23 protein-coding genes are annotated in these 21,264 nt (G+C 59.5%); 15 read left to right on the top strand and 8 right to left on the bottom strand.

What is annotated here, in order from left to right; genetic code table 11:
* Positions 1-94 precede the first annotated feature (94 nt).
* Together H8S56_RS24025 and H8S56_RS24020 are read right to left on the bottom strand one after the other, a co-directional pair.
* Positions 95-1,315 carry a CaiB/BaiF CoA transferase family protein gene (locus H8S56_RS24025; protein ID WP_187519969.1) on the bottom strand — a complete coding sequence of 407 codons (1,221 nt, stop codon included), beginning with the start codon at positions 1,313-1,315 and terminating at the stop codon, positions 95-97.
* A gap of 12 nt (positions 1,316-1,327) precedes the next feature.
* Complete coding sequence (locus H8S56_RS24020) at positions 1,328-2,509, bottom strand: acyl-CoA dehydrogenase (protein WP_024689108.1); 1,182 nt, start codon at positions 2,507-2,509, stop codon at positions 1,328-1,330.
* A 154-nt stretch (positions 2,510-2,663) separates the two neighbouring features.
* On the opposite strand from H8S56_RS24020, the gene H8S56_RS24015 reads away from it, so the two are divergent.
* The 10 genes from H8S56_RS24015 to H8S56_RS23970 all read left to right on the top strand — a co-directional run bounded on the left by H8S56_RS24015 (position 2,664) and on the right by H8S56_RS23970 (position 12,465).
* Complete coding sequence (locus tag H8S56_RS24015; protein WP_024689109.1) at positions 2,664-3,572, top strand: LysR family transcriptional regulator; 909 nt, start codon at positions 2,664-2,666, stop codon at positions 3,570-3,572.
* A gap of 425 nt (positions 3,573-3,997) precedes the next feature.
* Positions 3,998-5,119 carry a Re/Si-specific NAD(P)(+) transhydrogenase subunit alpha gene (locus tag H8S56_RS24010; protein ID WP_187519968.1) on the top strand — a complete coding sequence of 374 codons (1,122 nt, stop codon included), beginning with the start codon at positions 3,998-4,000 and terminating at the stop codon, positions 5,117-5,119.
* Between the two features lie 10 nt (positions 5,120-5,129).
* Positions 5,130-5,453, top strand: a complete 324-nt coding sequence (locus H8S56_RS24005; protein WP_024689111.1) for an NAD(P) transhydrogenase subunit alpha — start codon at positions 5,130-5,132, stop codon at positions 5,451-5,453.
* Entirely contained in the window at positions 5,450-6,904 is a 1,455-nt protein-coding gene (locus H8S56_RS24000; RefSeq protein WP_187519967.1) for an NAD(P)(+) transhydrogenase (Re/Si-specific) subunit beta, read from the top strand. Before H8S56_RS24005 ends, H8S56_RS24000 begins: the two co-directional genes overlap by 4 nt.
* A gap of 180 nt (positions 6,905-7,084) precedes the next feature.
* Entirely contained in the window at positions 7,085-8,578 is a 1,494-nt protein-coding gene (locus H8S56_RS23995; RefSeq protein ID WP_187519966.1) for an acetyl-CoA hydrolase/transferase family protein, read from the top strand.
* A gap of 319 nt (positions 8,579-8,897) precedes the next feature.
* Positions 8,898-9,113 carry a DUF1127 domain-containing protein gene (locus tag H8S56_RS23990; RefSeq protein WP_024689114.1) on the top strand — a complete coding sequence of 72 codons (216 nt, stop codon included), beginning with the start codon at positions 8,898-8,900 and terminating at the stop codon, positions 9,111-9,113.
* Between the two features lie 315 nt (positions 9,114-9,428).
* Positions 9,429-9,749 (top strand): DUF2388 domain-containing protein, encoded by a 321-nt coding sequence (locus H8S56_RS23985; protein ID WP_187519965.1) that lies wholly within the window; start codon positions 9,429-9,431, stop codon positions 9,747-9,749.
* Positions 9,750-9,841: 92 nt separating this feature from the next.
* A complete protein-coding gene (locus H8S56_RS23980) occupies positions 9,842-10,147 on the top strand; it encodes a DUF2388 domain-containing protein (protein ID WP_024689116.1) in 306 nt (101 codons plus the stop codon).
* 39 nt (positions 10,148-10,186) lie between these two features.
* Positions 10,187-10,507, top strand: a complete 321-nt coding sequence (locus H8S56_RS23975; RefSeq protein WP_024689117.1) for a DUF2388 domain-containing protein — start codon at positions 10,187-10,189, stop codon at positions 10,505-10,507.
* A complete protein-coding gene (locus H8S56_RS23970; protein ID WP_187519964.1) occupies positions 10,504-12,465 on the top strand; it encodes a DUF7844 domain-containing protein in 1,962 nt (653 codons plus the stop codon). Before H8S56_RS23975 ends, H8S56_RS23970 begins: the two co-directional genes overlap by 4 nt.
* Here H8S56_RS23970 and H8S56_RS23965 read toward each other — a convergent pair whose 3' ends face one another.
* From H8S56_RS23965 to H8S56_RS23945, 5 genes are all read right to left on the bottom strand, one after another.
* Entirely contained in the window at positions 12,466-12,846 is a 381-nt protein-coding gene (locus H8S56_RS23965) for an SCP2 sterol-binding domain-containing protein (protein WP_024689119.1), read from the bottom strand.
* A gap of 164 nt (positions 12,847-13,010) precedes the next feature.
* Entirely contained in the window at positions 13,011-13,454 is a 444-nt protein-coding gene (locus H8S56_RS23960; protein ID WP_024689120.1) for a hypothetical protein, read from the bottom strand.
* A gap of 265 nt (positions 13,455-13,719) precedes the next feature.
* Positions 13,720-13,995, bottom strand: coding sequence for an HU family DNA-binding protein (locus H8S56_RS23955; protein WP_024689121.1), 276 nt, complete (start codon positions 13,993-13,995; stop codon positions 13,720-13,722).
* 188 nt (positions 13,996-14,183) lie between these two features.
* The gene (locus tag H8S56_RS23950; RefSeq protein WP_187519963.1) at positions 14,184-15,332 is read right to left on the bottom strand and encodes an NAD(P)/FAD-dependent oxidoreductase; all 1,149 of its coding nucleotides are present in this window, start codon (positions 15,330-15,332) and stop codon (positions 14,184-14,186) included.
* Between the two features lie 23 nt (positions 15,333-15,355).
* Positions 15,356-15,523, bottom strand: a complete 168-nt coding sequence (locus H8S56_RS23945) for a rubredoxin (RefSeq protein WP_032856748.1) — start codon at positions 15,521-15,523, stop codon at positions 15,356-15,358.
* 187 nt (positions 15,524-15,710) lie between these two features.
* Here H8S56_RS23945 and H8S56_RS23940 point away from each other — a divergent pair, with 187 nt between their 5' ends.
* Together H8S56_RS23940 and ubiA are read left to right on the top strand one after the other, a co-directional pair.
* Positions 15,711-16,271, top strand: coding sequence for a chorismate--pyruvate lyase family protein (locus tag H8S56_RS23940; RefSeq protein WP_187519970.1), 561 nt, complete (start codon positions 15,711-15,713; stop codon positions 16,269-16,271).
* Positions 16,271-17,161, top strand: a complete 891-nt coding sequence (ubiA, locus tag H8S56_RS23935; protein ID WP_024689125.1) for a 4-hydroxybenzoate octaprenyltransferase — start codon at positions 16,271-16,273, stop codon at positions 17,159-17,161. Before H8S56_RS23940 ends, ubiA begins: the two co-directional genes overlap by 1 nt.
* Positions 17,162-17,181: 20 nt before the next feature.
* Here ubiA and H8S56_RS23930 read toward each other — a convergent pair whose 3' ends face one another.
* Positions 17,182-17,559 (bottom strand): COG4315 family predicted lipoprotein, encoded by a 378-nt coding sequence (locus H8S56_RS23930; protein WP_024689126.1) that lies wholly within the window; start codon positions 17,557-17,559, stop codon positions 17,182-17,184.
* Between the two features lie 162 nt (positions 17,560-17,721).
* Here H8S56_RS23930 and phoB point away from each other — a divergent pair, with 162 nt between their 5' ends.
* The 3 genes from phoB to H8S56_RS23915 all read left to right on the top strand — a co-directional run bounded on the left by phoB (position 17,722) and on the right by H8S56_RS23915 (position 21,234).
* A complete protein-coding gene (gene phoB, locus H8S56_RS23925) occupies positions 17,722-18,411 on the top strand; it encodes a phosphate regulon transcriptional regulator PhoB (RefSeq protein WP_002555882.1) in 690 nt (229 codons plus the stop codon).
* Positions 18,412-18,471: 60 nt separating this feature from the next.
* Positions 18,472-19,794 (top strand): phosphate regulon sensor histidine kinase PhoR, encoded by a 1,323-nt coding sequence (phoR, locus tag H8S56_RS23920; protein ID WP_024689127.1) that lies wholly within the window; start codon positions 18,472-18,474, stop codon positions 19,792-19,794.
* 99 nt (positions 19,795-19,893) lie between these two features.
* Positions 19,894-21,234: a hemolysin family protein gene (locus tag H8S56_RS23915; protein WP_024689128.1), complete on the top strand. Its 1,341-nt coding sequence runs from the start codon at positions 19,894-19,896 to the stop codon at positions 21,232-21,234.
* The last annotated feature ends 30 nt before the right edge of the window (positions 21,235-21,264 follow it).

Raw genomic sequence — 21,264 nt, 5'->3', positions numbered from 1 at the left:
CAAATCAGATGAAATAAGTCCATTCGCCCCGTTTACCTATATAGAAGAGAGAAGCATCAGAGCCGCGCCTTCCTATATAGCCACACCCCGATAGCTAGACCACGCCCGCACTACGCAGTGCGACCACCTCATCTGCGCTCATCCCGAGAAGCGCCTGCAGGACCTGCGACGTGTGCTCGCCCAATAACGGCGGCGCACGCGTGTACTCCACGGGCGTCTCGGACAATCGGATTGGGCTGGCCACCTGCGCCACGCGCCCACCGAGCGCATGAGGCAGCTCAATAGCCAACCCGCGAGCCAGCACCTGCGGATCGGCGAACACCTGAGCCAGGTCGTTGACCGGCCCACATGGCACGCCCGCCGCTTCCAGCGCATCCACCCACTGCCCCGTCTTCTTGAACACTGTTGCCTGACGAATCAACGGAATCAGTTCGGCACGATTGGCCACGCGCAGCTTATTAGTAAGGAAGCGCGGGTCCGTCGCCCACTGTGACTGCCCTGCCACCTCGGCAAACTTTCGGAACTGGCTGTCGTTACCCACGGTGAGGATGAAATCCCCATCCGCAGTAGGAAAGTCCTGATACGGCACGATATTGGGATGAGCGTTACCCAGCCGCCTGGGCGATACACCCGTGGTCAGGTAATTCATCGCCTGGTTGGCCAGACAGGCGACCTGCACGTCCAGCAACGCCATATCGATGTACTGCCCCACGCCACTCTGATCACGGTGGGCCAGCGCCGCAAGAATGGCAGTAGTCGAATACAGTCCGGTGAGTATGTCTGTCAAAGCAACACCGACCTTCACAGGCCCTGCGCCTTCATCGCCATCGGGACGCCCGGTCAGGCTCATCAAACCGCCCAACCCCTGGATCATGAAATCGTAGCCGGCACGCTTTGCATAAGGCCCGGTTTGCCCGAACCCGGTAATAGAGCAGTAGATGAGCTTTGGATTGACCGCCTTCAGCGACTCATAGTCCAGGCCATACGCCGCCAGGCCGCCTACTTTGAAGTTCTCGATCACGATGTCGGACTTCGCGGCCAGCTCTCGCACCAGCCTCTGCCCCTCGGGACGCGTGAAATCGATGGTCACCGACTGCTTGTTACGATTGGCAGACAGGTAGTAAGCCGCTTCGGTCGTATTCTGCCCAGCCGCGTCCTGCAGAAATGGTGGCCCCCACGAACGCGTGTCGTCACCACATACAGGGCGCTCGACCTTAATGACATCAGCTCCGAGATCGGCAAGGATCTGCCCCGCCCAAGGGCCGGCCAGCACCCGCGACAGATCGAGCACCCGAACGTGAGAAAGCGCACCCATGCTCAACCCTCCTTAATAGAAGGCCTGAATGCCGGTCTGCGCGCGCCCCAGAATCAACGCATGCACGTCATGCGTCCCTTCATAGGTATTCACCACTTCCAGGTTGACCAGGTGGCGGGCAATACCGAATTCGTCGGAGATGCCATTACCGCCGAGCATGTCGCGCGCCATACGTGCGATATCCAGAGACTTGCCACAGGAGTTGCGCTTCATGATCGAGGTGATTTCGACAGCCGCCGTACCTTCGTCTTTCATTCGCCCCAGACGCAGACAACCTTGCAGCGCCAGGGTGATTTCAGTCTGCATGTCAGCCAGCTTTTTCTGAATCAACTGGTTGGCAGCCAGAGGCCGACCAAACTGCTGACGATCAAGCGTGTACTGACGCGCCGTGTGCCAGCAGAACTCCGCAGCCCCCAGCGCCCCCCAGGAAATGCCGTAGCGTGCAGAGTTCAGACACGTGAACGGCCCTTTTAGCCCGCGTACGTCCGGGAAGATGTTCTCTTCAGGCACAAATACATTGTCCATGACGATCTCACCGGTGATGGACGCCCGCAGCCCGACCTTTCCGTGAATCACAGGAGCACTCAAGCCAGCCCAGCCCTTCTCCAGAACAAAGCCGCGAATGTCCCCCGCATCATCTTTTGCCCACACCACGAACACATCGGCAATCGGGCTATTGGTAATCCACATCTTGCTGCCGGTCAGGCGATAGCCACCCTCCACGCGTCGGGCACGGGTGATCATCGCGCCAGGGTCGGATCCATGGTTGGGCTCGGTCAGGCCGAAGCAGCCAATCCACTCCCCCGAAGCCAGTTTGGGCAGGTATTTTTCTTTCTGCGCCTGGGTGCCGAATTCGTTGATAGGCACCATGACCAGTGAGGATTGCACGCTCATCATCGAACGGTAGCCTGAGTCGACACGTTCTACCTCACGGGCAATCAGGCCGTAGCACACGTAGTTAAGCCCGCTACCGCCGAACTCTTCCGGAATGGTTGCGCCCAGCAGACCCATTTCACCCATCTCGCGAAAAATGGCCGGGTCGGTCTGCTCGTGACGAAAGGCTTCCAGCACACGCGGAGCAAGCTTGCTTTGAGCGAACTGCTCGGCACTGTCACGAACCATGCGCTCTTCCTCAGTGAGCTGTTGATCCAGCAAAAGAGGGTCGATCCAGTTGAAACTCGCCTTGCCGCTCATAACGTGTCCTCACGTGCATCTGAATGTTGTCGGTTGATCCTAGACGCGTATCAGCGCACCGACAAACGAGGATTCCTCAACCTGTTGTGCTAATTTCTCACTTCGAAATCTTATGAACGCCAGCAATTGCGGACAATCAGTGAGGCCTCGGTACATGAGACGCAAGATACCCAGCACGACCGCACTGATCAGCTTCGAGTCGGCCGCCCGTCACGAGAGCTTCACCAAGGCCGCTCAGGAGTTGTCGCTGACCCAGGGTGCTGTGTGCCGACAAATCGCAGGTCTGGAGGAGTACCTCGGCATTGAGCTTTTCCGACGCTCGCGGCGCGGTGTAAAGCTGACAGAAGCAGGGCTTTCCTACAGCCGCCGTGTCGCCATGCAGCTCGATGCCGTGGAGCGCGACACACTATCGATCATGGGCCAGCAAGGCACTAACGTCATTGAGTTGGCGGTCGTGCCTACGTTCGGCACGCAATGGTTGCTGCCTCGCCTCAAGGACTTCCAGCTCAAACACCCCGAAGTGACGGTCAACCTGACCAACCGCACACGCCCCTTCCTGTTTGCCGATACCGAGTTCGATGCCGCGATCTATTTTGGCGATGCCGAGTGGTCAGGCACCGAGGCCCATCGGCTGATGAGCGAGAACTCCATGCCGGTCTGCAGCCCATCATTCATGCGAGGCCGAGAGCACCTGGAAGCAAGCGAACTGGCCGAGGTGCCGCTGCTCCAGCAGAGCACTCGCCCCTACGCCTGGCGGCAGTGGTTCAATGCCCAGAACCTCAATGTGGCCCGCGACATGACAGGCCCTCGTTACGAACTGTTCTCCATGCTCGCGCAAGCGGCCCTGCATGACATGGGCATCGCGCTGATCCCGCCCTTCCTTATACAGCGCGAATTGCATGAAAAACGCCTGGTGATCGCCAACCCTCGTTCGTTACCCAGTAACAAGGCTTATCACCTCATGATCCCAGAGCGAAAAGTCGAATCGGCGTCCTTACGTGCTTTTCGCGACTGGCTCATCGACCAGGCAAATGGCTACACGCTGCCATCCGAGCGGGCTTGAGGCTTGACGCGCAAAAGTAGTACATAGCGCCATCAACCTACAGATATAAGCTTATGTCGCTTTTGCAACAGTCGTACGATAACGCTCAACATGGCCTTAAGGCCTTTGTTTACTGGGGTTATTCCGTCTTTTGCTCTCCCGATCATTCGTAAACGGAAATGATCGATTTCACCTGATCGACACCAATATTTTCGTAAAAGCCCCGTAAATAAAGGCTTATCGGGAACCCTTGCGACAATAGGTCACAGGATGACTTGTAGTTAATTTATAGTCTCGTTACAGAATGTGTTGAAGCCCTTCGACTTCGCCTGCAAAATGCGGCGCTCCCTGCAATCAGGGGCTTGCTGATCGGCCATCCCAGACGCACCAGCCGTAGTGCGCTGGCCTATTTATGAAGATAAAAAGATCGCGCAGGAGATTTTGTCGTGCACATTGGTGTTCCCCTCGAAACCCAGTCAGGTGAAACCCGGGTGGCTGCCACCCCGGAAACCATCAAGAAGCTGATCAGCCAAGGACATAGCGTCACTGTGCAACGCGGAGCGGGCATTCATGCCGGCGTGCCGGACAGTGCCTATGAGGCCGCAGGTGCCACCATTGGTGGAGCCGACGATACCTTCGCCAGCGAACTGCTCCTCAAGGTCGTGGCTGCGAACGAAAACGAGCTCGCGCTTATAAAGAGCGGCACGATCGTGATCGGGATGCTCAACCCCTTCGACAACCAGAACATCGCTCGGATGGCCGAGCGCGGTGTCACCGCCTTTGCACTCGAAGCCGCGCCCCGGACTTCTCGCGCGCAAAGCCTTGATGTGCTGTCTTCGCAAGCCAACATTGCCGGTTACAAGGCGGTTCTGCTTGCAGCGCACCACTATCCGCGCTTCATGCCGATGCTCATGACAGCTGCGGGTACCGTAAAGGCTGCACGCGTGCTGATCCTCGGCGCAGGCGTTGCCGGTCTTCAGGCCATTGCCACCGCCAAGCGTCTGGGCGCAGTGGTCGAGGCCTCGGACGTGCGCCCTGCTGTAAAGGAGCAGATCGAGTCGCTGGGCGCGAAGTTCATCGACGTTCCTTACGAGACCGATGAAGAGCGCGAGTGCGCCGAAGGTGTCGGAGGTTACGCACGCCCCATGCCCGCCAGCTGGATGCAGCGTCAGGCTGCCGCCGTGCACGAGCGCGCCAGGCTTTCGGACATCGTGATCACCACGGCGCTGATTCCGGGCCGCAAGGCACCGGTATTGCTCAGCGCCGACACCGTGGCACAGATGAAGCCCGGCTCCGTGGTTATCGACCTGGCGGCCGCACAAGGCGGCAACTGCCCGCTCACCGTTGCGGATCAGGTCACGATCGAGCATGGCGTGACCATCGTGGGTCACACCAACCTGCCTGCGCTGGTAGCCGCCGATGCCTCGGCGCTCTATGCACGCAACCTGCTGGACTTCATGAAGCTGCTGTTCGACAAAAACGGCGCATTGTCGATCAACCTCGAAGACGACATCGTCGCCGCGTGCCTGATGTGCCGCGACGGCCAAGTCATCCGCAAGAACGGCTGAGGACACCCCAATGGAAGAGCTGATCTCCCCTGGCATCTACAACCTGATCATTTTCGTGCTGGCTATTTACGTCGGCTACCACGTGGTCTGGAACGTGACGCCTGCGCTGCACACGCCGTTGATGGCCGTGACCAATGCCATCTCTGCCATCGTGATCGTTGGCGCAATGCTCGCTGCCGCGCTCACGGTCACACCGCTGGGCAAGACCATGGGTACGCTGGCTGTCGCCCTGGCTGCGGTAAACGTATTCGGTGGTTTTCTGGTCACTCGGCGCATGCTGGAAATGTTCAAGAAAAAGGCACCTAAAGTGAAAGACGAGGTGCAGAAGCCATGAGCATGAACCTGGTTACCCTGCTGTACCTGATCGCGTCGATCTGCTTTATTCAGGCGCTCAAGGGCCTGTCTCATCCCACCACTTCACGCCGTGGCAACCTGTTTGGCATGCTGGGCATGGGGCTCGCCGTCATCACCACGATCGGCCTGGTGTTCAAGCTCGCCGCTCTGTCGACGGCTGAAGGCACCAGTGCAGGCATTGGCTACATCGTGGTCGGCCTGCTGGTCGGCGGCACGGCCGGTTCGATCATGGCCAAGCGCGTCGAAATGACCAAGATGCCCGAGCTGGTGGCCTTCATGCACAGCATGATCGGCCTGGCTGCGGTCTTCATCGCCATTGCAGCGGTGGTCGAACCTCAGTCGCTGGGCATCGTTCGCAACCTGGGTGACGCTATCCCGACCGGCAATCGCCTGGAACTGTTCCTGGGCGCGGCGATTGGTGCAATCACCTTCTCCGGCTCCGTCATTGCGTTCGGCAAGCTCTCGGGCAAGTACAAATTCCGCCTGTTCCAGGGCGCACCGGTACAGTTCGCCGGGCAGCACAAACTGAACCTGATTCTGGGTCTGGCCACGCTGTTCTTCGGTCTGACGTTCATGTTCACCGGCAGCCTCACGGCGTTCGCCATCATGCTTGCTCTGGCGTTCGTGATCGGCGTTCTGCTGATCATCCCGATCGGCGGCGCCGACATGCCCGTCGTGGTCTCGATGCTCAACAGCTATTCAGGCTGGGCGGCAGCGGGTATCGGCTTTTCGTTGAACAACTCGATGCTGATCATTGCAGGCTCGCTGGTGGGCTCTTCCGGCGCGATTCTGTCGTACATCATGTGCAAGGCCATGAACCGCTCGTTCTTCAATGTGATCGGTGGCGGCTTCGGCGGCGCGACGGATACCGCCGGCCCGACGGGTGCCAAGGAAGCACGCCCGGTGAAGTCCGGCTCGGCGGACGACGCCACCTTCCTGCTGACCAACGCCGACACGGTGATCATCGTGCCAGGCTACGGTCTGGCGGTGGCGCGTGCGCAGCATGCGCTCAAGGAACTGACCGAAAAGCTGGTGCATCACGGCGTCACAGTGAAGTACGCGATACACCCGGTCGCAGGACGCATGCCCGGCCATATGAACGTGCTGCTGGCCGAAGCAGAAGTGCCTTACGACCAGGTGTTCGAGATGGACGACATCAACTCCGAGTTCGGTCAGGCAGACGTGGTGCTGGTGCTGGGCGCCAATGACGTGGTCAACCCGGCTGCCAAGAACGATCCGAAATCGCCGATTGCCGGCATGCCGATTCTTGAAGCGTTCAAGGCCAAGACCATCATCGTTAACAAGCGCTCGATGGCCAGCGGCTACGCCGGCCTGGACAACGAACTGTTTTATCTGGACAAGACCATGATGGTGTTCGGAGACGCCAAAAAGGTGATCGAGGACATGGTGAAGGCCGTCGATAACGCATAGCCTCAACCTGCTCAGGCATAGCCCCGGCTCGCTCTGCGACCGGGGCTTTTTGCATTTCGCGTAACAGTGTTTTGCGCTGAGACCCGCTAATTAGAGCCCTCAAATGCGACCATGGTAGCGGGACGAAAAAAGCCCGACTCTCTAGACTTGTCGTTCGCCTCAACCTTCGAGAAAGAATCCATGCACCGTGACCGTATCCGCCTGCCCTCCCTGATGAGCAAGGTAATGAGCGCAACTGACGCCGCCGCCCTGATCGAAGATGGCATGACCGTCGGCATGAGCGGCTTCACCCGCGCAGGTGAAGCCAAGGCCGTGCCCCATGCACTGGCTGAACGCGCCAAGACCTCACCACTGAAAATCAGCCTGATGACCGGCGCCAGCCTGGGCAACGATCTGGACAAACAGTTGACCGAATCCGGCGTACTTTCCCGGCGTATGCCCTTTCAGGTAGACAGCACGCTGCGCCGCGCCATCAACGACGGCACCGTCATGTTCATCGACCAGCACTTGTCAGATACCGTTGAGCAATTGCGCAATCGCCAGATCAAGGCCGTAGACCTGGCCGTCATCGAGTGCGTTGCCATCACTGAGGAAGGCCATCTGGTGTTGAGCACCTCCGTGGGCAACTCCGCAAGCTTTGCCATTCTTGCAAAGCAGGTGATCGTGGAGATCAACCTGGCCCAGCCACTGGAGCTGGAAGGGCTGCATGACATCTACATTCCGAGCTATCGCCCCACGCGTCTGCCAATACCGGTGCTGGAAGCCGATTCGCGGATTGGCAGCCATGCGGTCAGGATTGATCCGGCAAAAATCGTCGGCATCGTCTTCAGCAATCAGCCTGATTCGCCGTCCACAGTGCTGCCGCCGGATGTAGAAACCCAGGCCATCGCCCAGCACCTGGTGGAGTTCTTCAAGAAGGAAGTGCGCGAAGATCGCCTGACCAACACCTTGATGCCGCTGCAGGCAGGCATCGGCACCATTGCCAACGCCGTAATGCATGGTCTGCTGGATTCGCCCTTCCATGACATGACCATGTATTCAGAGGTGCTGCAGGACTCTACCTTCGACCTGTTTGACGCAGGCAAGCTGAGCTTTGCCTCGGGCAGCTCCATGACGCTTTCCGCATCCAGGCACGCACAGGTGTTTGCCGATTTCAATCGCTACAAGTCCAGGCTGGTGCTCCGTCCGCAGGAAATCTCCAACCACCCGGAAGTCATCCGCCGTCTGGGCATCATCGGGATCAACACTGCGCTGGAATTCGACCTATACGGCAATGTGAACTCCACCCACGTGTGCGGCACGCGAATGATGAACGGCATTGGCGGCTCGGGCGACTTCTCACGCAACGCACATCTGGCGATCTTTGTGACCAAATCGATTGCCAAGGGCGGTTCGATCTCAAGCGTGGTGCCGATGGTGAGCCACGTAGATCACACCGAGCATGACGTCGACATCCTTGTCACCGAGCAGGGCCTGGCAGACCTGCGTGGCCTCGCGCCGCGTGAACGCGCTCGCGTGATCATCGACAACTGTGTTCACCCAAGTTACCGGGACGCGCTCAATGCCTATTTCAACGCGGCGTGCGAGCGCGGTGGGCATACACCTCACATTCTGCGCGACGCACTAAGTTGGCATATTAATGTGGAAGAAACAGGCCGCATGTTGCCGGGCTGAACGAGACAGTTGGAAGTGAACAACTGATTTTTTTGCTAACCGTCTGTCCCCAATGGGCTGTACTGAAAAAAACTGTACTGCTGTACCGGTCTAAAACAGGTCTGAAACCGTTTAATCCAGACCCGCGCACACCAAAATGCACCATAAATGGGCAGACCGGTACAGTTGCCCCAATAATGAACAAAACAGTACCTATAAACAGTTAACTGAACCCTCACAATACGGATGAACTGTGTCTATGGAGGCTGGCCAATCGAGAGGAGAATGGGCACCAGTCAAGCAACTCACTATCCCGCCACAAGCGGAAGGAAGTCACACCATGGAACGTACAATCAGTTCCGATCTGTTCAGCGAAAGCACCGCCACTTCTGCACAAGGCTCCCTGCCTCTGCGCATGTTCGCCAACCTGATGCTCTGGCAGCGTCGCCTCTCCAGCCGCCATCAACTGGCTCGTCTGGACGCACGTTTGCTGGCCGACGCAGGTATCAGCGAAGCACAGCGTTACGAAGAGCTGAGCAAGCCGTTCTGGCGCTAATTGAGCGCCCGCTGGTCCCAGACTGTTAAAGTCTCCCGCCAGCAACCCGAATTGCTTCATACAAGACCCGTTTCAGGAGACTGATTCGGGTTTTGTCGTTTAGACACATCCGGTTTCTCGCGCCGATCAGGTACAGTTTAAAATGTTACAGGACAAGGCCAGTACAGTTACTATTTCGTAACAGCCGTACGGCGATCTGGCACTGTGCTGCAATGACAAGCCGAGCAGCGCTGGGATAGGCTTGACGCCACACCCAGCGCACGCGGTCTTCATCTCACACAACGCCTGCCTTTATTACACTTACGGAAACCGACCATGTCCCTGCTACGTACCCTTGGCGCTGCCGTCCTGCTGACCGCCGTTGCCACCAGCGCCCAAGCTTCCAGCTTCATCGTGACCACCGATACCGTCGTGGGCGCTGTAGCCGCCTCGACAGATGCAACGTCCGATATTTCGTCTTCCTTCAAGGACGACAAGATCGTGCGCGCAGCCCGTGACGATGCCGCAAGTTTTGTAGCCAGTGCCGGCGATATCCGCGGTGCGCAACTCGAAGGCGCGCTCCAGCACATTCGCCAGCAGCTGCCGCAACTGAACGCCACCGATACCCAGCTGGCACAAGCCATCCTGGCCATCTGAAGAATATCTGCGGCGGCCTGCGGGCTGCCGGGGTAGCTCAGGCTAGAGCATTGCGCTAGCCTTGACGCCTGTTTTGCCGGTACGTGAAAGCCATGCGTTCATTGCACTCTCTTCCGATCGTCGTTTTTGCCAGCCTGATCTGGGTCGGTGCTGCCCAGGCATTCGACTCAACCACGCAAGGCCTGGTCAAGACCGGGTTTGCCACCAGTCAGGTCAGCAGTTCACCCTTTGATAACAAGCGGGTCATGGCGGCTCAGGACGATGCGGCGGCGTTCATCGCCAGCGGCGGACAGATCCGTGGCGCCCGGCTCGAATCGGCCCTGCGCACGCTGCGTCAATCCGATACGAAACTTCATGCCAGCGACCTTGAACTGGCGCAGGCAATCCTCGTCCAATAACCACTTTGCCCCCTCTGCGTAACTGGAGACGTTACTGACATGCGTACGCCGCTGATTGCTGTTTCCCTTGGCCTGCTGTTGATGGCCGACTTTGCCCAGGCCCAGACGGTCGTGGCCACGAGCAATATCATTGTTCGAGCCTTCGGTCGCACCATCGACTTCACCTCCGACACCACCACGTCGATCCGCGACTCCAAGGTCGTGATTCAGGCCAAGGACGACGCGGCCAGCTACGTTGCCAGCAACGGCGACATTCACGGCGCTCAACTCGACGCCGCTTTCGATACGCTGCGTGCCCGCGTGCCAGAAGCGCGCGACGCCAGCGACCAGACGCTGGCCGAAGCAATCCTCGCATTGTGAGGCGCCTTGGCGTCTGGCTGCTTGCCGGCGCATTGTCGCTGGTCGGGACTTACGCTTCAGCCAGCCTGAAGCTTGAGCTGCACACCGACGGCCTCGATGCTGCTCAACAACAAGCCAGTCAGGCGCTGCTTGATGAAGCCATGCGCGCCCTGCCGCCCAGCTTCGTCGAGTCGCTGGATCGCCGCGTCGATGTGAGCTGGTCCAGCGACATGCCACAAAATGCCTACGGCCAGGCGGCCGGGCCTTATCAGCTATACCTCAACACTCGCCTGCTGGCAGGACTGGTCGATGGCTCTGCAGCCACTACACAGACCGGTCGACCTCATAGCACGGTGCGCCGCGAAATGCTTGCCACGGTGCTGCATGAGCTGACGCACATCTATGACAGGGCGCGCCTGTGGTCTGAAACCGAGCGTGCCACCCTCATCCGCTGTTCGCGACGCAACAGTTCGCTGGGCAATATCGGTCTGCCGGACGATTGCCGCGGCCAGGCCGAACGACGCTTCACCCTGAGCGATGACCCCCGGTTACTCGATCTGGCGGGCTGGCAACAGTACGTCGGTCGGCGCGGCGAGCGGGAGCAGCACAACGGTCAGGTTGCCCGCAGCCCCGACATTTACGAGACCACAAGCCCGCTCGAGTTCGTGGCTGTCAACATGGAGTATTTCCTGCTCGACCCCGCGTATGCCTGTCGCCGCCCCGCGCTGTATGCCTACTACAAAGAGCGCTTTGGCTGGGCGCCTGCTGCGCGCGACACGTGCCCTACGTTTTATCCTTACCTGAATGCAGGCAGCGACTTCGGACGAGAACCGCTGGGCAAGCTGGACCCGGAACGGGTATACGCCGTCGATTACCTGCTGGCCGAGGCCAACCAGAATTGGGTCAGTCGCTGGGGCCACAGCATGTTACGACTGGTGATCTGCAAGCCGGGCCGCCCACGCGGATCGGATTGTCGACTGGACCTGGATCAGCATCTGGTCCTGTCTTACCGGGCTTTCGTTGGCGATGTTCAATTGTCCAGCTGGGACGGGCTGATGGGCGCTTACCCTTCACGGCTGTTCGTGCTGCCACTGGCTCAGGTGATAGACGAATACACCAAGACCGAGCTGCGTAGCCTGGCCTCCGTACCCATCACACTGTCGCGCCCCGAAATCGAGGGGCTGGTCCAGCACGCCGCCGAGATGCACTGGAGCTACGACGGCAACTACTATTTCCTGTCCAACAACTGCGCGGTCGAGAACCTCAAACTGTTGCGCAGCGGCACGCATAATCCCAAGCTGATCGGTCTGGACAGCATCCTGCCCAATGGCCTGCTGGAAGTACTCAAGGGGCGCGGCCTGGCCGACACCAGCGTGCTGGATGACCCGAAAGAAGCGTTGCGCCTGGGCTACCGGTTCGATTCCTATCGAGACCGTTATCAGGCCATGTTCGAGGTGCTGAAGAAGCATCTGCCGGTCAAACAGAATGACGTTGAAGCCTGGATGAGCCTGCCCGCTGCCGAGCGCCGCCAGTGGTTCGACAAGGCCGATCTGCCCACCAGCGCCGCCATCCTGCTGCTGGAGCAGGCGAGCTTGCGTCGGCAACTGCTATTGGCGCAGGACGAAGTGAAGCAAAGCTATCTGGGGGCTCGCGAACAGAAAGACGGTCGCGTCTCAAAAGCGACCGGAACCTTGCAGGAACTGCTCGCCAGCAGCGGGTTTCTGAGCCGTCCTGCGGAGTTGCTCGGCAGCCGGGGTTATGGCCTTCCACAAGCTGCCGAGTGGCAGCAGCTTGAAAGCGAAAGCAGCCAGCGGCAGAAGCAGTTGAAACGCCTGACCGGCGATCTCGACAAGGAGGTGCGTGCACTGCTGGAGCCCGCTCGCGCCCAAGAGATCGCAGCGAACGAAGCCAACCTCAAGCAGGTCGGTGAGCACCTTCGCGCCCTGCACAAGGCGGCCGGTGGATTGCAGTTGCCTTGATCAGGTGACTTTCTTCTTTTTGGGTTTCAGGTACTTGGTCAGGCCTTGGAACCAGATCACATGGGCCGGGTTGCCCTTGATCTGAATGTCCTTGTCCTGAATACCTTTCATGAATGCCAGCTGCTTGTTTTTAGCCTGCATCGTGGCGAACCCGAAGGCAGCATCGCGGAACGAGATGGCAAAGGCAGGCTCGGCGACCGCTCCGCTCTTGCTGCTGATGCGCTGATCCTGAACGGTGAAATGGCGGGCGACCTTACCGTCTGCAGTTTGCAGCTGAAACGTCAGCGCCTTGCCTGCCAGCTGCTGCTGGAAAGCGGGGTTGTTACGACTGGCGCGGCTCATCAGCAGGCCAAGCATCCAGAGAAGAAAACGAAATTTCATGCACTGCCTCAACGATAGTTAATGCCGATGGTGAGGGTCGGCATGGCAGTGTAGCGGGTTATCTGGCCAAATCCTGTAGGACAATGCAGATTTTCGGCGGAGATCGACGCAAATGACTTTTATCGAAAGCGCTGCTTTTTTACGAGCAGCGCCTCCACAACACATCAACGAATGCTGTTGATGCTGCCTTTGTTACCGGTGACCTTCACGCCCACCTGCTTGAAGATGAAGTAGTCCTTGACGCTGACTTCGTAGCGAGGCGCCACGATCAGGTCGGCACCGGAGGATTTAACGGCCTTGTAGGCTGCTGCTGCCTTGGTGGTTGAAACCGGGTCCGGCAGAGCCAGGCCCAGACCGCCACCGCCGCTTGCACCGCCATACGTCACGCCGTCTGCGAATTGCGTATCGCCGCCGATGCTCAGGAAATTAAACAGGATGTTGGTAGAGGACTCACCGCTGATGATGCCGCCGACTTTGACGTCAGCCTTCAGATCGGTTTTGACCGAGCCTTCCAGGGGGGCAGTCGGCTGACTCACGTTGTAGCTGACGCAGCCAGTGGTCGTGGCGATCAGTGTGGCGACAGCAGCGGACTTCCATAATTTTTTCATGCGTGACTTCCCAGAATTGATATTCAACACCGCGTGACCTACGACCAGCGGGAGCAGGACTTTAGGGGAATACGCAGCTAGAAGAAGTCAGGAAGGACTGCATTTCAGGCAGGCAAATAAACGCTGTTAAGTAGGAAATATCCTGCTGACAGGCAAGGCGGTGACTGAGCGCCTGCAGACGAGCGCCCATGAAAAACGGGCACCCGGTAAGACCGGTGTGCCCGTCAGTGAACCGATCGCCCTCCGCCAGGGCGCCCGGCCGGTGTCAAGGGTTGACGCTGTCTTTGAGTGCCTTGCCTGGTTTGAAGGCAACGGTGTTGCTTGCCTTGATTTTCACCGGTTCACCCGTTTGCGGGTTCTTGCCGGTGCGGGCTCCACGATGGCGCTGCAGGAATGTACCGAAGCCAACCAGGGTGACACTGTCCTTGCGATGCAGTGCGCCGGTGATTTCTTCAAGAATGGCGTTGAGAACACGGTTGGATTGCTCTTTGGTCAGATCCGCCTTTTCAGCAATGGCGGCTGCAAGTTCTGGTTTACGCATATGAAGCCTCTTTTACGGTTTTTGTTTTTATGTCCCGTGCTGCTTATGAAAAGCAGTGACAAGGCGCCGCGACGGCTCTACGTAGCGGCAGACGAAAGCGAGGATGGCATGCCGACGTGACCCGCGCCAGTGCATGGGCCACGTTTATTGGCACAAATAAGTGGTCTATCCGACAAAATGACGCGAAATTATGCCAATAAAGCAGGTAAAACCTTGTTCAGGGCGAGTTTTTCCATAACGGCGGTTCCGGTCAGCGCGTAACCCAGAACGCGCCCCTGAGCGTCATGACACAGCGCCTTGATGTCTGCACCCTCACCCTCAATGCTCCACGTGCCGTCCGTCCCGCGTGGTGGCGGGGAAACGACCAGCGGGCAAGCCGGGGTCTTGACCGTTATCGGCATCGGACCGTACTTCACCGCCGTCGGCGTACCCGCCAGGGTCTGGGCCAAAGCGCGTGCGCAACTCATCAACGGCATCACGTACAACAGGTTCAGTCCATCGACTTCTGCACAGTCGCCCAACGCATGAATATTGGCGTGTGACGTCTGCAACTGGCGGTCGACCAGAATGCCACGCCCGGTCTGCAAACCTGCGGCGGCAGCCAGATCGATACGGGGACGCAGGCCGATGGCAGAGACCACCAGGTCGCAGTCGATCAACTGGCCGTCGGACAGCTGAGCCTTCAGGCCGTCATCGCTGCGTTGCAGACGCGTGAGTACCGGCCCGAGGTGGAATCGCGCGCCCATCGCCTCAAGGCCCGCCTGTACAGCGGCCGCAGCGGCAGCAGGCAACAGGGTCGGCATCACGTGTTCGCACGGCGCAACCAGTTCGACTTCGTAGCCGCCCAGCATCAGGTCGTTGGCGAATTCACAGCCAATCAGCCCCGCGCCCAGAATCAGCACCCGGCGTTTGCCCGCAGCGGCCGCTCGAAAGCGCGCGTAATCCTGTAAATCGTTGATCGGGAACACGGCATCGCCCGCGTCACCTTCGACCGGCACGCGGATCGTTTCGGCGCCCCAGGCCAGTACCAGATCGCGGTAGTACACCGCCTCTTCACCGATCCACAGACGCTTGTGGCCAGGATCGATGCCGCTGATGCGCGTGTGAGTGCGCACCTCGGCTTTGAGCTGGTCGGCCATGGCGCCAGGCTCGGCCATGCTCAGACCGTCGGCTTCCTTGTTCTTGCCAAAGCCGGTAGACAGCATGGGCTTGGAATAGGACCGGCCGTCATCGGCGGTGATCAACAGCAGCGGTGTTTCACCGTCCAGCTTGCGAAACTCCCGAGCGAGGTTGTAACCCGCAAGGCCGGTACCGATGATGATGACAGGTGCGCTCATTGCTGTTTCCCGAGTCTGGTGGATCAACCGATTTCGATCATTTCAAAGTCCATCTTGCCGACGCCGCAGTCCGGGCACAGCCAGTCTTCGGGTACGTCCTGCCACAACGTGCCTGGCGCGATGCCGTCATCCGGCCAACCATCGGCTTCGTTGTAAATCAGGCCACAGACAACGCATTGCCACTTCTTCATGAATCGGTTCTCTTCTTGATCAGGCTGATAGGGGTAAAGCGGTCGTACGCCGCTTGAAGGGGCGTTGTACTGATCGACACGCCCGGATGCAAGTCTGTTCGCATAACCGGCTGTTTTAAGGACCGTCGGTCGGCACTGGCAATCATGCTAAGCTCGCGCCCTCAATGACTGCCGACCATTGCTTACCGTGACCCAGCAAAACCCCGCCCTTACGACGCCCGTCTGGCGTGAACACCCACCGTCGATGGATGCGCCAGAGCCGCTCATCCTCGAGTGGCTGTTCAACCAGGACTCTCTCACCCGCCGGTTGAACCGCCTCTCCGACGGGGGCTTCAGTGTGGTGCCGTTGTTCGAAGGCTGGCAGCGGCTGCGCGACGATGAATGTGCGGCGCTGGCCCTGCCTTCGAACAGCGAGGGCTGGGTTCGTGAAGTGTATTTGCTGGGCAATGGCAGCCGCTGGGTCTTCGCTCGCAGTGTCGCGGCCCGCAGCGCCTTGCACAACGGCGGTTTGCAGATGGACGCGCTGGGCTCGCGCTCTCTGGGCGAGTTGCTGTTCAGCGACCCGGCATTCGACCGCGGCACGCTTGAAGTCTGTCGCTATCCCGAAACCTGGCTGCCATCCGCCGATGCTGCCCAAGGGCTCTGGGCTCGTCGCTCATGCTTCAGCCGAGGCCCGCTGCGCGTGCTGGTGGCCGAAGTCTTCCTGCCGTCCTTCCTGAGCGTGATTCAGAACGAGGAACAAGCCTGATGTACCTGTCGCTGCTCAAATCATTGAATCGCCTGAATCCGCGTGTCTGGGACTTCATCCAGCTGACGCGGATCGACAAGCCGATCGGTATCTACCTGCTGCTGTGGCCGACGCTCTGGGCGGTCTGGATTGCCGGCAAGGGTTCGCCGTCACTGGCGAACGTGCTGATCTTCGTTGTGGGCGTGTTCCTGATGCGCGCAGCAGGCTGCGTGATCAACGATTACGCCGACCGCAAGGTAGACGGCCATGTGAAACGCACCGAGCAACGTCCGCTGGTGAGCGGCAAAGTCAGCGGCCGTGAAGCCTTGATTCTGTTCGCCGTGCTGGTGGGCCTGAGCTTTGTCCTGGTGCTGTTCACCAACCCCGCCACCATCTGGCTGTCGTTCGGCGGTCTGGCGCTGGCGGCCTGTTACCCATTCATGAAGCGCTACACCTATTATCCGCAGGTGGTGCTGGGCGCGGCGTTCTCGTGGGGGATGCCGATGGCGTTCACTGCAGAAACCGGCGAACTGCCCGCCGCAGCCTGGCTGCTGTACATCGCCAACCTGCTGTGGACTGTGGGCTACGACACCTATTACGCCATGGTGGACCGCGACGACGACCTGAAAATCGGCGTGAAATCCACCGCCGTGCTGTTCGGCGACGCGGACCGCGTAATCATCCTGACCCTGCAGGGCCTGGCGTTGGGGTGCCTGATGCTGGCAGGTTCACGGTTTGAGCTGGGACTCTGCTTTTACGTCGGCCTGCTCGTGGCGGCAGGCTGCTTCGCCTGGGAGTTCTGGAGCACGCGCCTGCGCGAGCGGGACGCGTGCTTCAAGGCGTTTTTGCATAACCATTGGGCGGGACTGGCGATATTCCTCGGGATCGTCGCCGATTACGCACTGCGCTGACCGCCCTTGGGTATCACGCCTCAGGGCTTGGCGATGTGCCAGACGCCGCCTTTACCATCGCCAGTGACCTCACCGGCCTTGGTGTCATGTTTGAAGGTGTAGAGCGGATTGCCGTCGTAAGCCCACTGACGGGTCTTGTCGTCACGGGTGATCACCGTCCACTTGCCCTCGGCGGAGCTGTCGGCCTCGGCAACAAGTGGCGGCCAGTTGACGGCGCACTGATCATTACAGGCCGACTTGCCCTTCTCGTCCTTGTCGTACGTGTACAGCGCCATGCCTTTGTGATCGACCAGTTTGCCCTCCTGAGTCATGGCAGGCTCGGCCGAGAAGGCCAGTCCAGACGATGCAAGGGCGGCGGCAGCCAGTAGACATTTGAGTGCAGTAGAGACGTTAGCCATCGGATACATCCTCTTTTTTATCGTTGAAATGAGTTCAAGACAGCCCACCCAGCTTAGTCGGCCAGGGGCATGCGTGATAGCCTCATCCAAACCTGTCACACGACTGCAATAATTCCGTTATCTAATGCGCCCCAAGACAGTTAAATGACACGAGGTTCAAGCATGGCTGGCAGAAGCATTCTGATCGTTGACGACGAAGCGCCTATTCGCGAAATGATCGCCGTTGCGTTGGAAATGGCCGGCTACGACTGTATTGAAGCCGAAAACTCCCAGCAGGCCCACGCGATCATCGTTGATCGCAAGCCGGACCTGATTCTGCTCGACTGGATGCTGCCAGGCACCTCCGGCATTGAGCTGGCACGTCGTCTCAAGCGCGATGAGCTGACCGGGGATATCCCGATCATCATGCTCACGGCCAAGGGCGAGGAAGACAACAAGATCCAGGGCCTTGAAGTGGGCGCTGACGACTACATCACCAAGCCTTTTTCACCCCGCGAACTGGTGGCACGCCTGAAGGCCGTATTGCGTCGCGCAGGCCCTACTGACGGCGAAGCGCCCATCGAAGTGGGCGGTCTGCTGCTCGACCCGATCAGCCACCGCGTGACCATCGACGGCAAACCGGCAGAAATGGGCCCGACCGAATACCGCCTTTTGCAGTTCTTCATGACCCACCAGGAGCGTGCCTACACCCGTGGGCAGTTGCTGGACCAGGTCTGGGGCGGCAACGTCTATGTCGAAGAACGCACCGTGGATGTTCACATTCGTCGTCTGCGCAAAGCCTTGGGTGATGCTTATGAAAATCTGGTACAAACCGTGCGCGGCACGGGCTATCGCTTTTCCACCAAAAGCTGATAGCCGTTTCGCAGACACAGGGCACCGGCCAGCGTGCACCAGACAAGGATGTACCCTTAATTGAACCAAAATTGGCATGGCACCCTGATACGCCACATGTTGCTGCTGGTCACTGCCTGCCTGCTGGTCGGCCTGATCAGCGGACAATACGGCTGGAGCCTGTCCATCGGGCTGGGCCTTTACCTGGCATGGACCCTCAAACAACTGCTGCGCCTGCATGAGTGGCTGAGCAGCCACAAGGCCGACGAGCCGCCACCCGATGGCTACGGCCTGTGGGGCGAAGTCTTCGACAGCATCTACCACCTGCAACGCCGCGACCAACGTGTCCGGGGACGTCTGCAGGCCGTAATCGACCGCGTCCAGGAATCCACCGCTGCCCTCAAGGATGCGGTGATCATGCTCGACAGCGAGGGCAATCTGGAGTGGTGGAACCGTGCTTCCGAAACCCTGCTGGGGCTCAAGACGCCGCAGGACAGCGGCCAGCCGGTGACCAACCTGGTGCGTCACCCGCGCTTCAAGGAGTACTTCGCGCTGGGCAATTACGCCGAGCCGCTGGAGATCCCCTCGCCCACCAACGATCACCTGCGCATTCAGTTGCTGATCACCCGTTACGGCAATAATGAGCACCTGATGCTGGTGCGCGACGTGACGCGCATCCATCAGTTGGAGCAGATGCGCAAGGACTTCGTCGCCAACGTCTCCCATGAGCTGCGCACGCCGCTGACGGTGATCTTCGGCTATCTGGAAACCCTGCTCGACAACGTGGACGACGTGAACCCGCGCTGGGTGCGGGCGCTGCAACAGATGCATCAACAGGGCGGGCGCATGCAGACGCTGCTCAACGACCTGCTATTGCTGGCCAAACTCGAAGCCACTGATTACCCGTCGGACAACAACCCGGTGGTCGTCAGCAGCCTGCTCAAAACCATCAAGGCCGACGCCAAGGCCTTGTCGGGCAACAAGAACCAGCAGATCAACCTCAGTATCGAAAGCGAGATGTGCCTCAAGGGCAGTGAAACCGAGCTGCGCAGCGCGTTTTCCAACCTGGTGTTCAACGCGGTCAAATACACGCCAGCCGAAGGCACCATTCGGATTCGCTGGTGGGCGGACGAGCGTGGTGCGCACCTGAGTGTGCAGGATTCAGGGATCGGCATCGAGACCAAACACCTGCCGCGCCTGACCGAGCGTTTCTACCGTGTCGATACCAGCCGCGCCTCCAATACCGGCGGCACGGGGCTGGGGCTTGCGATCGTCAAGCACGTCCTGCTGCGCCATCGCGGCACCCTTGAGATCAACAGCGTGACAGGCAAGGGCAGCGTTTTCACCTGCCATTTTGCCACCAGCCAGATGTGCAAACCCGAGGGCGACGAATCAGACTACTAGGCAATCGCTCACACAGCCGCTACATTGCCGGGTTCATGGCGCATTTTCGGCGCAGTATCACACCCCTTTTTGTTAGAACGGACCCCGTAAAACCCCACCATGGACCCTTCCCCTAGTTTTAATCTGTCTTCACTCTTCGCCGACTTCGGCATGATTCTTTTTGCTCTGTTCCTGGTCCTGCTCAACGGTTTCTTCGTTGCGGCAGAATTCGCCATGGTCAAACTGCGCTCGACGCGGGTCGAGGCCATTGCCGACAAGAACGGCTGGCGTGGGCACATCCTGCGCAAGGTACACGGCCAGCTCGACGCCTACCTGTCGGCCTGCCAGCTGGGTATCACCCTGGCTTCCCTGGGCCTCGGCTGGGTCGGTGAACCGGCTTTCGCCCATCTGCTGGAGCCGCTGCTCGCCGCCATGGGCGTCGATACGCCAGAGCTGATCAAGGGTGTGTCGTTCTTTACCGCCTTCTTCATCATCTCCTACCTGCACATCGTGATCGGCGAGCTGGCGCCCAAATCCTGGGCGATCCGCAAGCCGGAGTTGTTGTCGCTGTGGACTGCTGCGCCGCTGTACCTGTTCTACTGGCTCATGTACCCGGCGATCTACCTGCTCAACGCCAGCGCAAACGCGATCCTGCGTATCGCAGGCCAGGGCGAACCCGGTCCGCATCACGAACACAGCTACAGCCGCGACGAACTGAAACTGATTCTGCACTCCAGCCGTGGTCAGGACCCCAGCGACCAGGGCATGCGCGTATTGGCGTCGGCCGTGGAGATGGGCGAGCTGGAAGTGGTGGACTGGGCCAACTCCCGCGAAGACATGGTCACACTGGATTTCAACGCACCGCTCAAGGAAATCCTCGCGCTGTTCCGCCGTCACAAATTCAGCCGCTACCCGGTTTACGACGCCGAGCGTGGCGAGTTCGTGGGCCTGTTGCACATCAAGGACCTGCTGCTTGAGCTGGCGGCGCTGGACCATATTCCCGAGTCGTTCAACCTGGCCGAGCTGACCCGCCCGCTGGAGCGCGTCTCCCGGCACATGCCGCTGTCGCAATTGCTGGAGCAGTTTCGCAAGGGCGGCGCGCACTTCGCGGTGGTCGAGGAAGCGGACGGCAAGATCATCGGCTACCTGACCATGGAAGACGTGCTCGAAGTGCTGGTGGGCGACATTCAGGACGAGCACCGCAAGGTCGAGCGCGGCATTCTGGCCTATCAGCCGGGCAAGCTGCTGGTGCGGGGCGATACGCCGCTGTTCAAGATCGAGCGCCTGCTGGGCATCGACCTGGACCACATCGAAGCCGAAACCCTGGCAGGCCTCATCTACGAAACCCTCAAGCGGGTGCCGGAAGAAGAAGAGCAAATGGAAGTCGAAGGCCTGCGCATCATCATCAAGAAGATGAGAGGCCCCAAGATCGTGCTGGCCAAGGTATTGAAGCTGGATTGAGACGTACACCCTGCGGGGCGTATGCACGTC

Source organism: Pseudomonas triticifolii (assembly GCF_014358015.1).
Lineage (GTDB): Bacteria > Pseudomonadota > Gammaproteobacteria > Pseudomonadales > Pseudomonadaceae > Aquipseudomonas > Aquipseudomonas triticifolii.
Note: the sequence above shows the minus strand (reverse complement) of the source record. Positions and strands in the feature narration are given on the sequence as shown.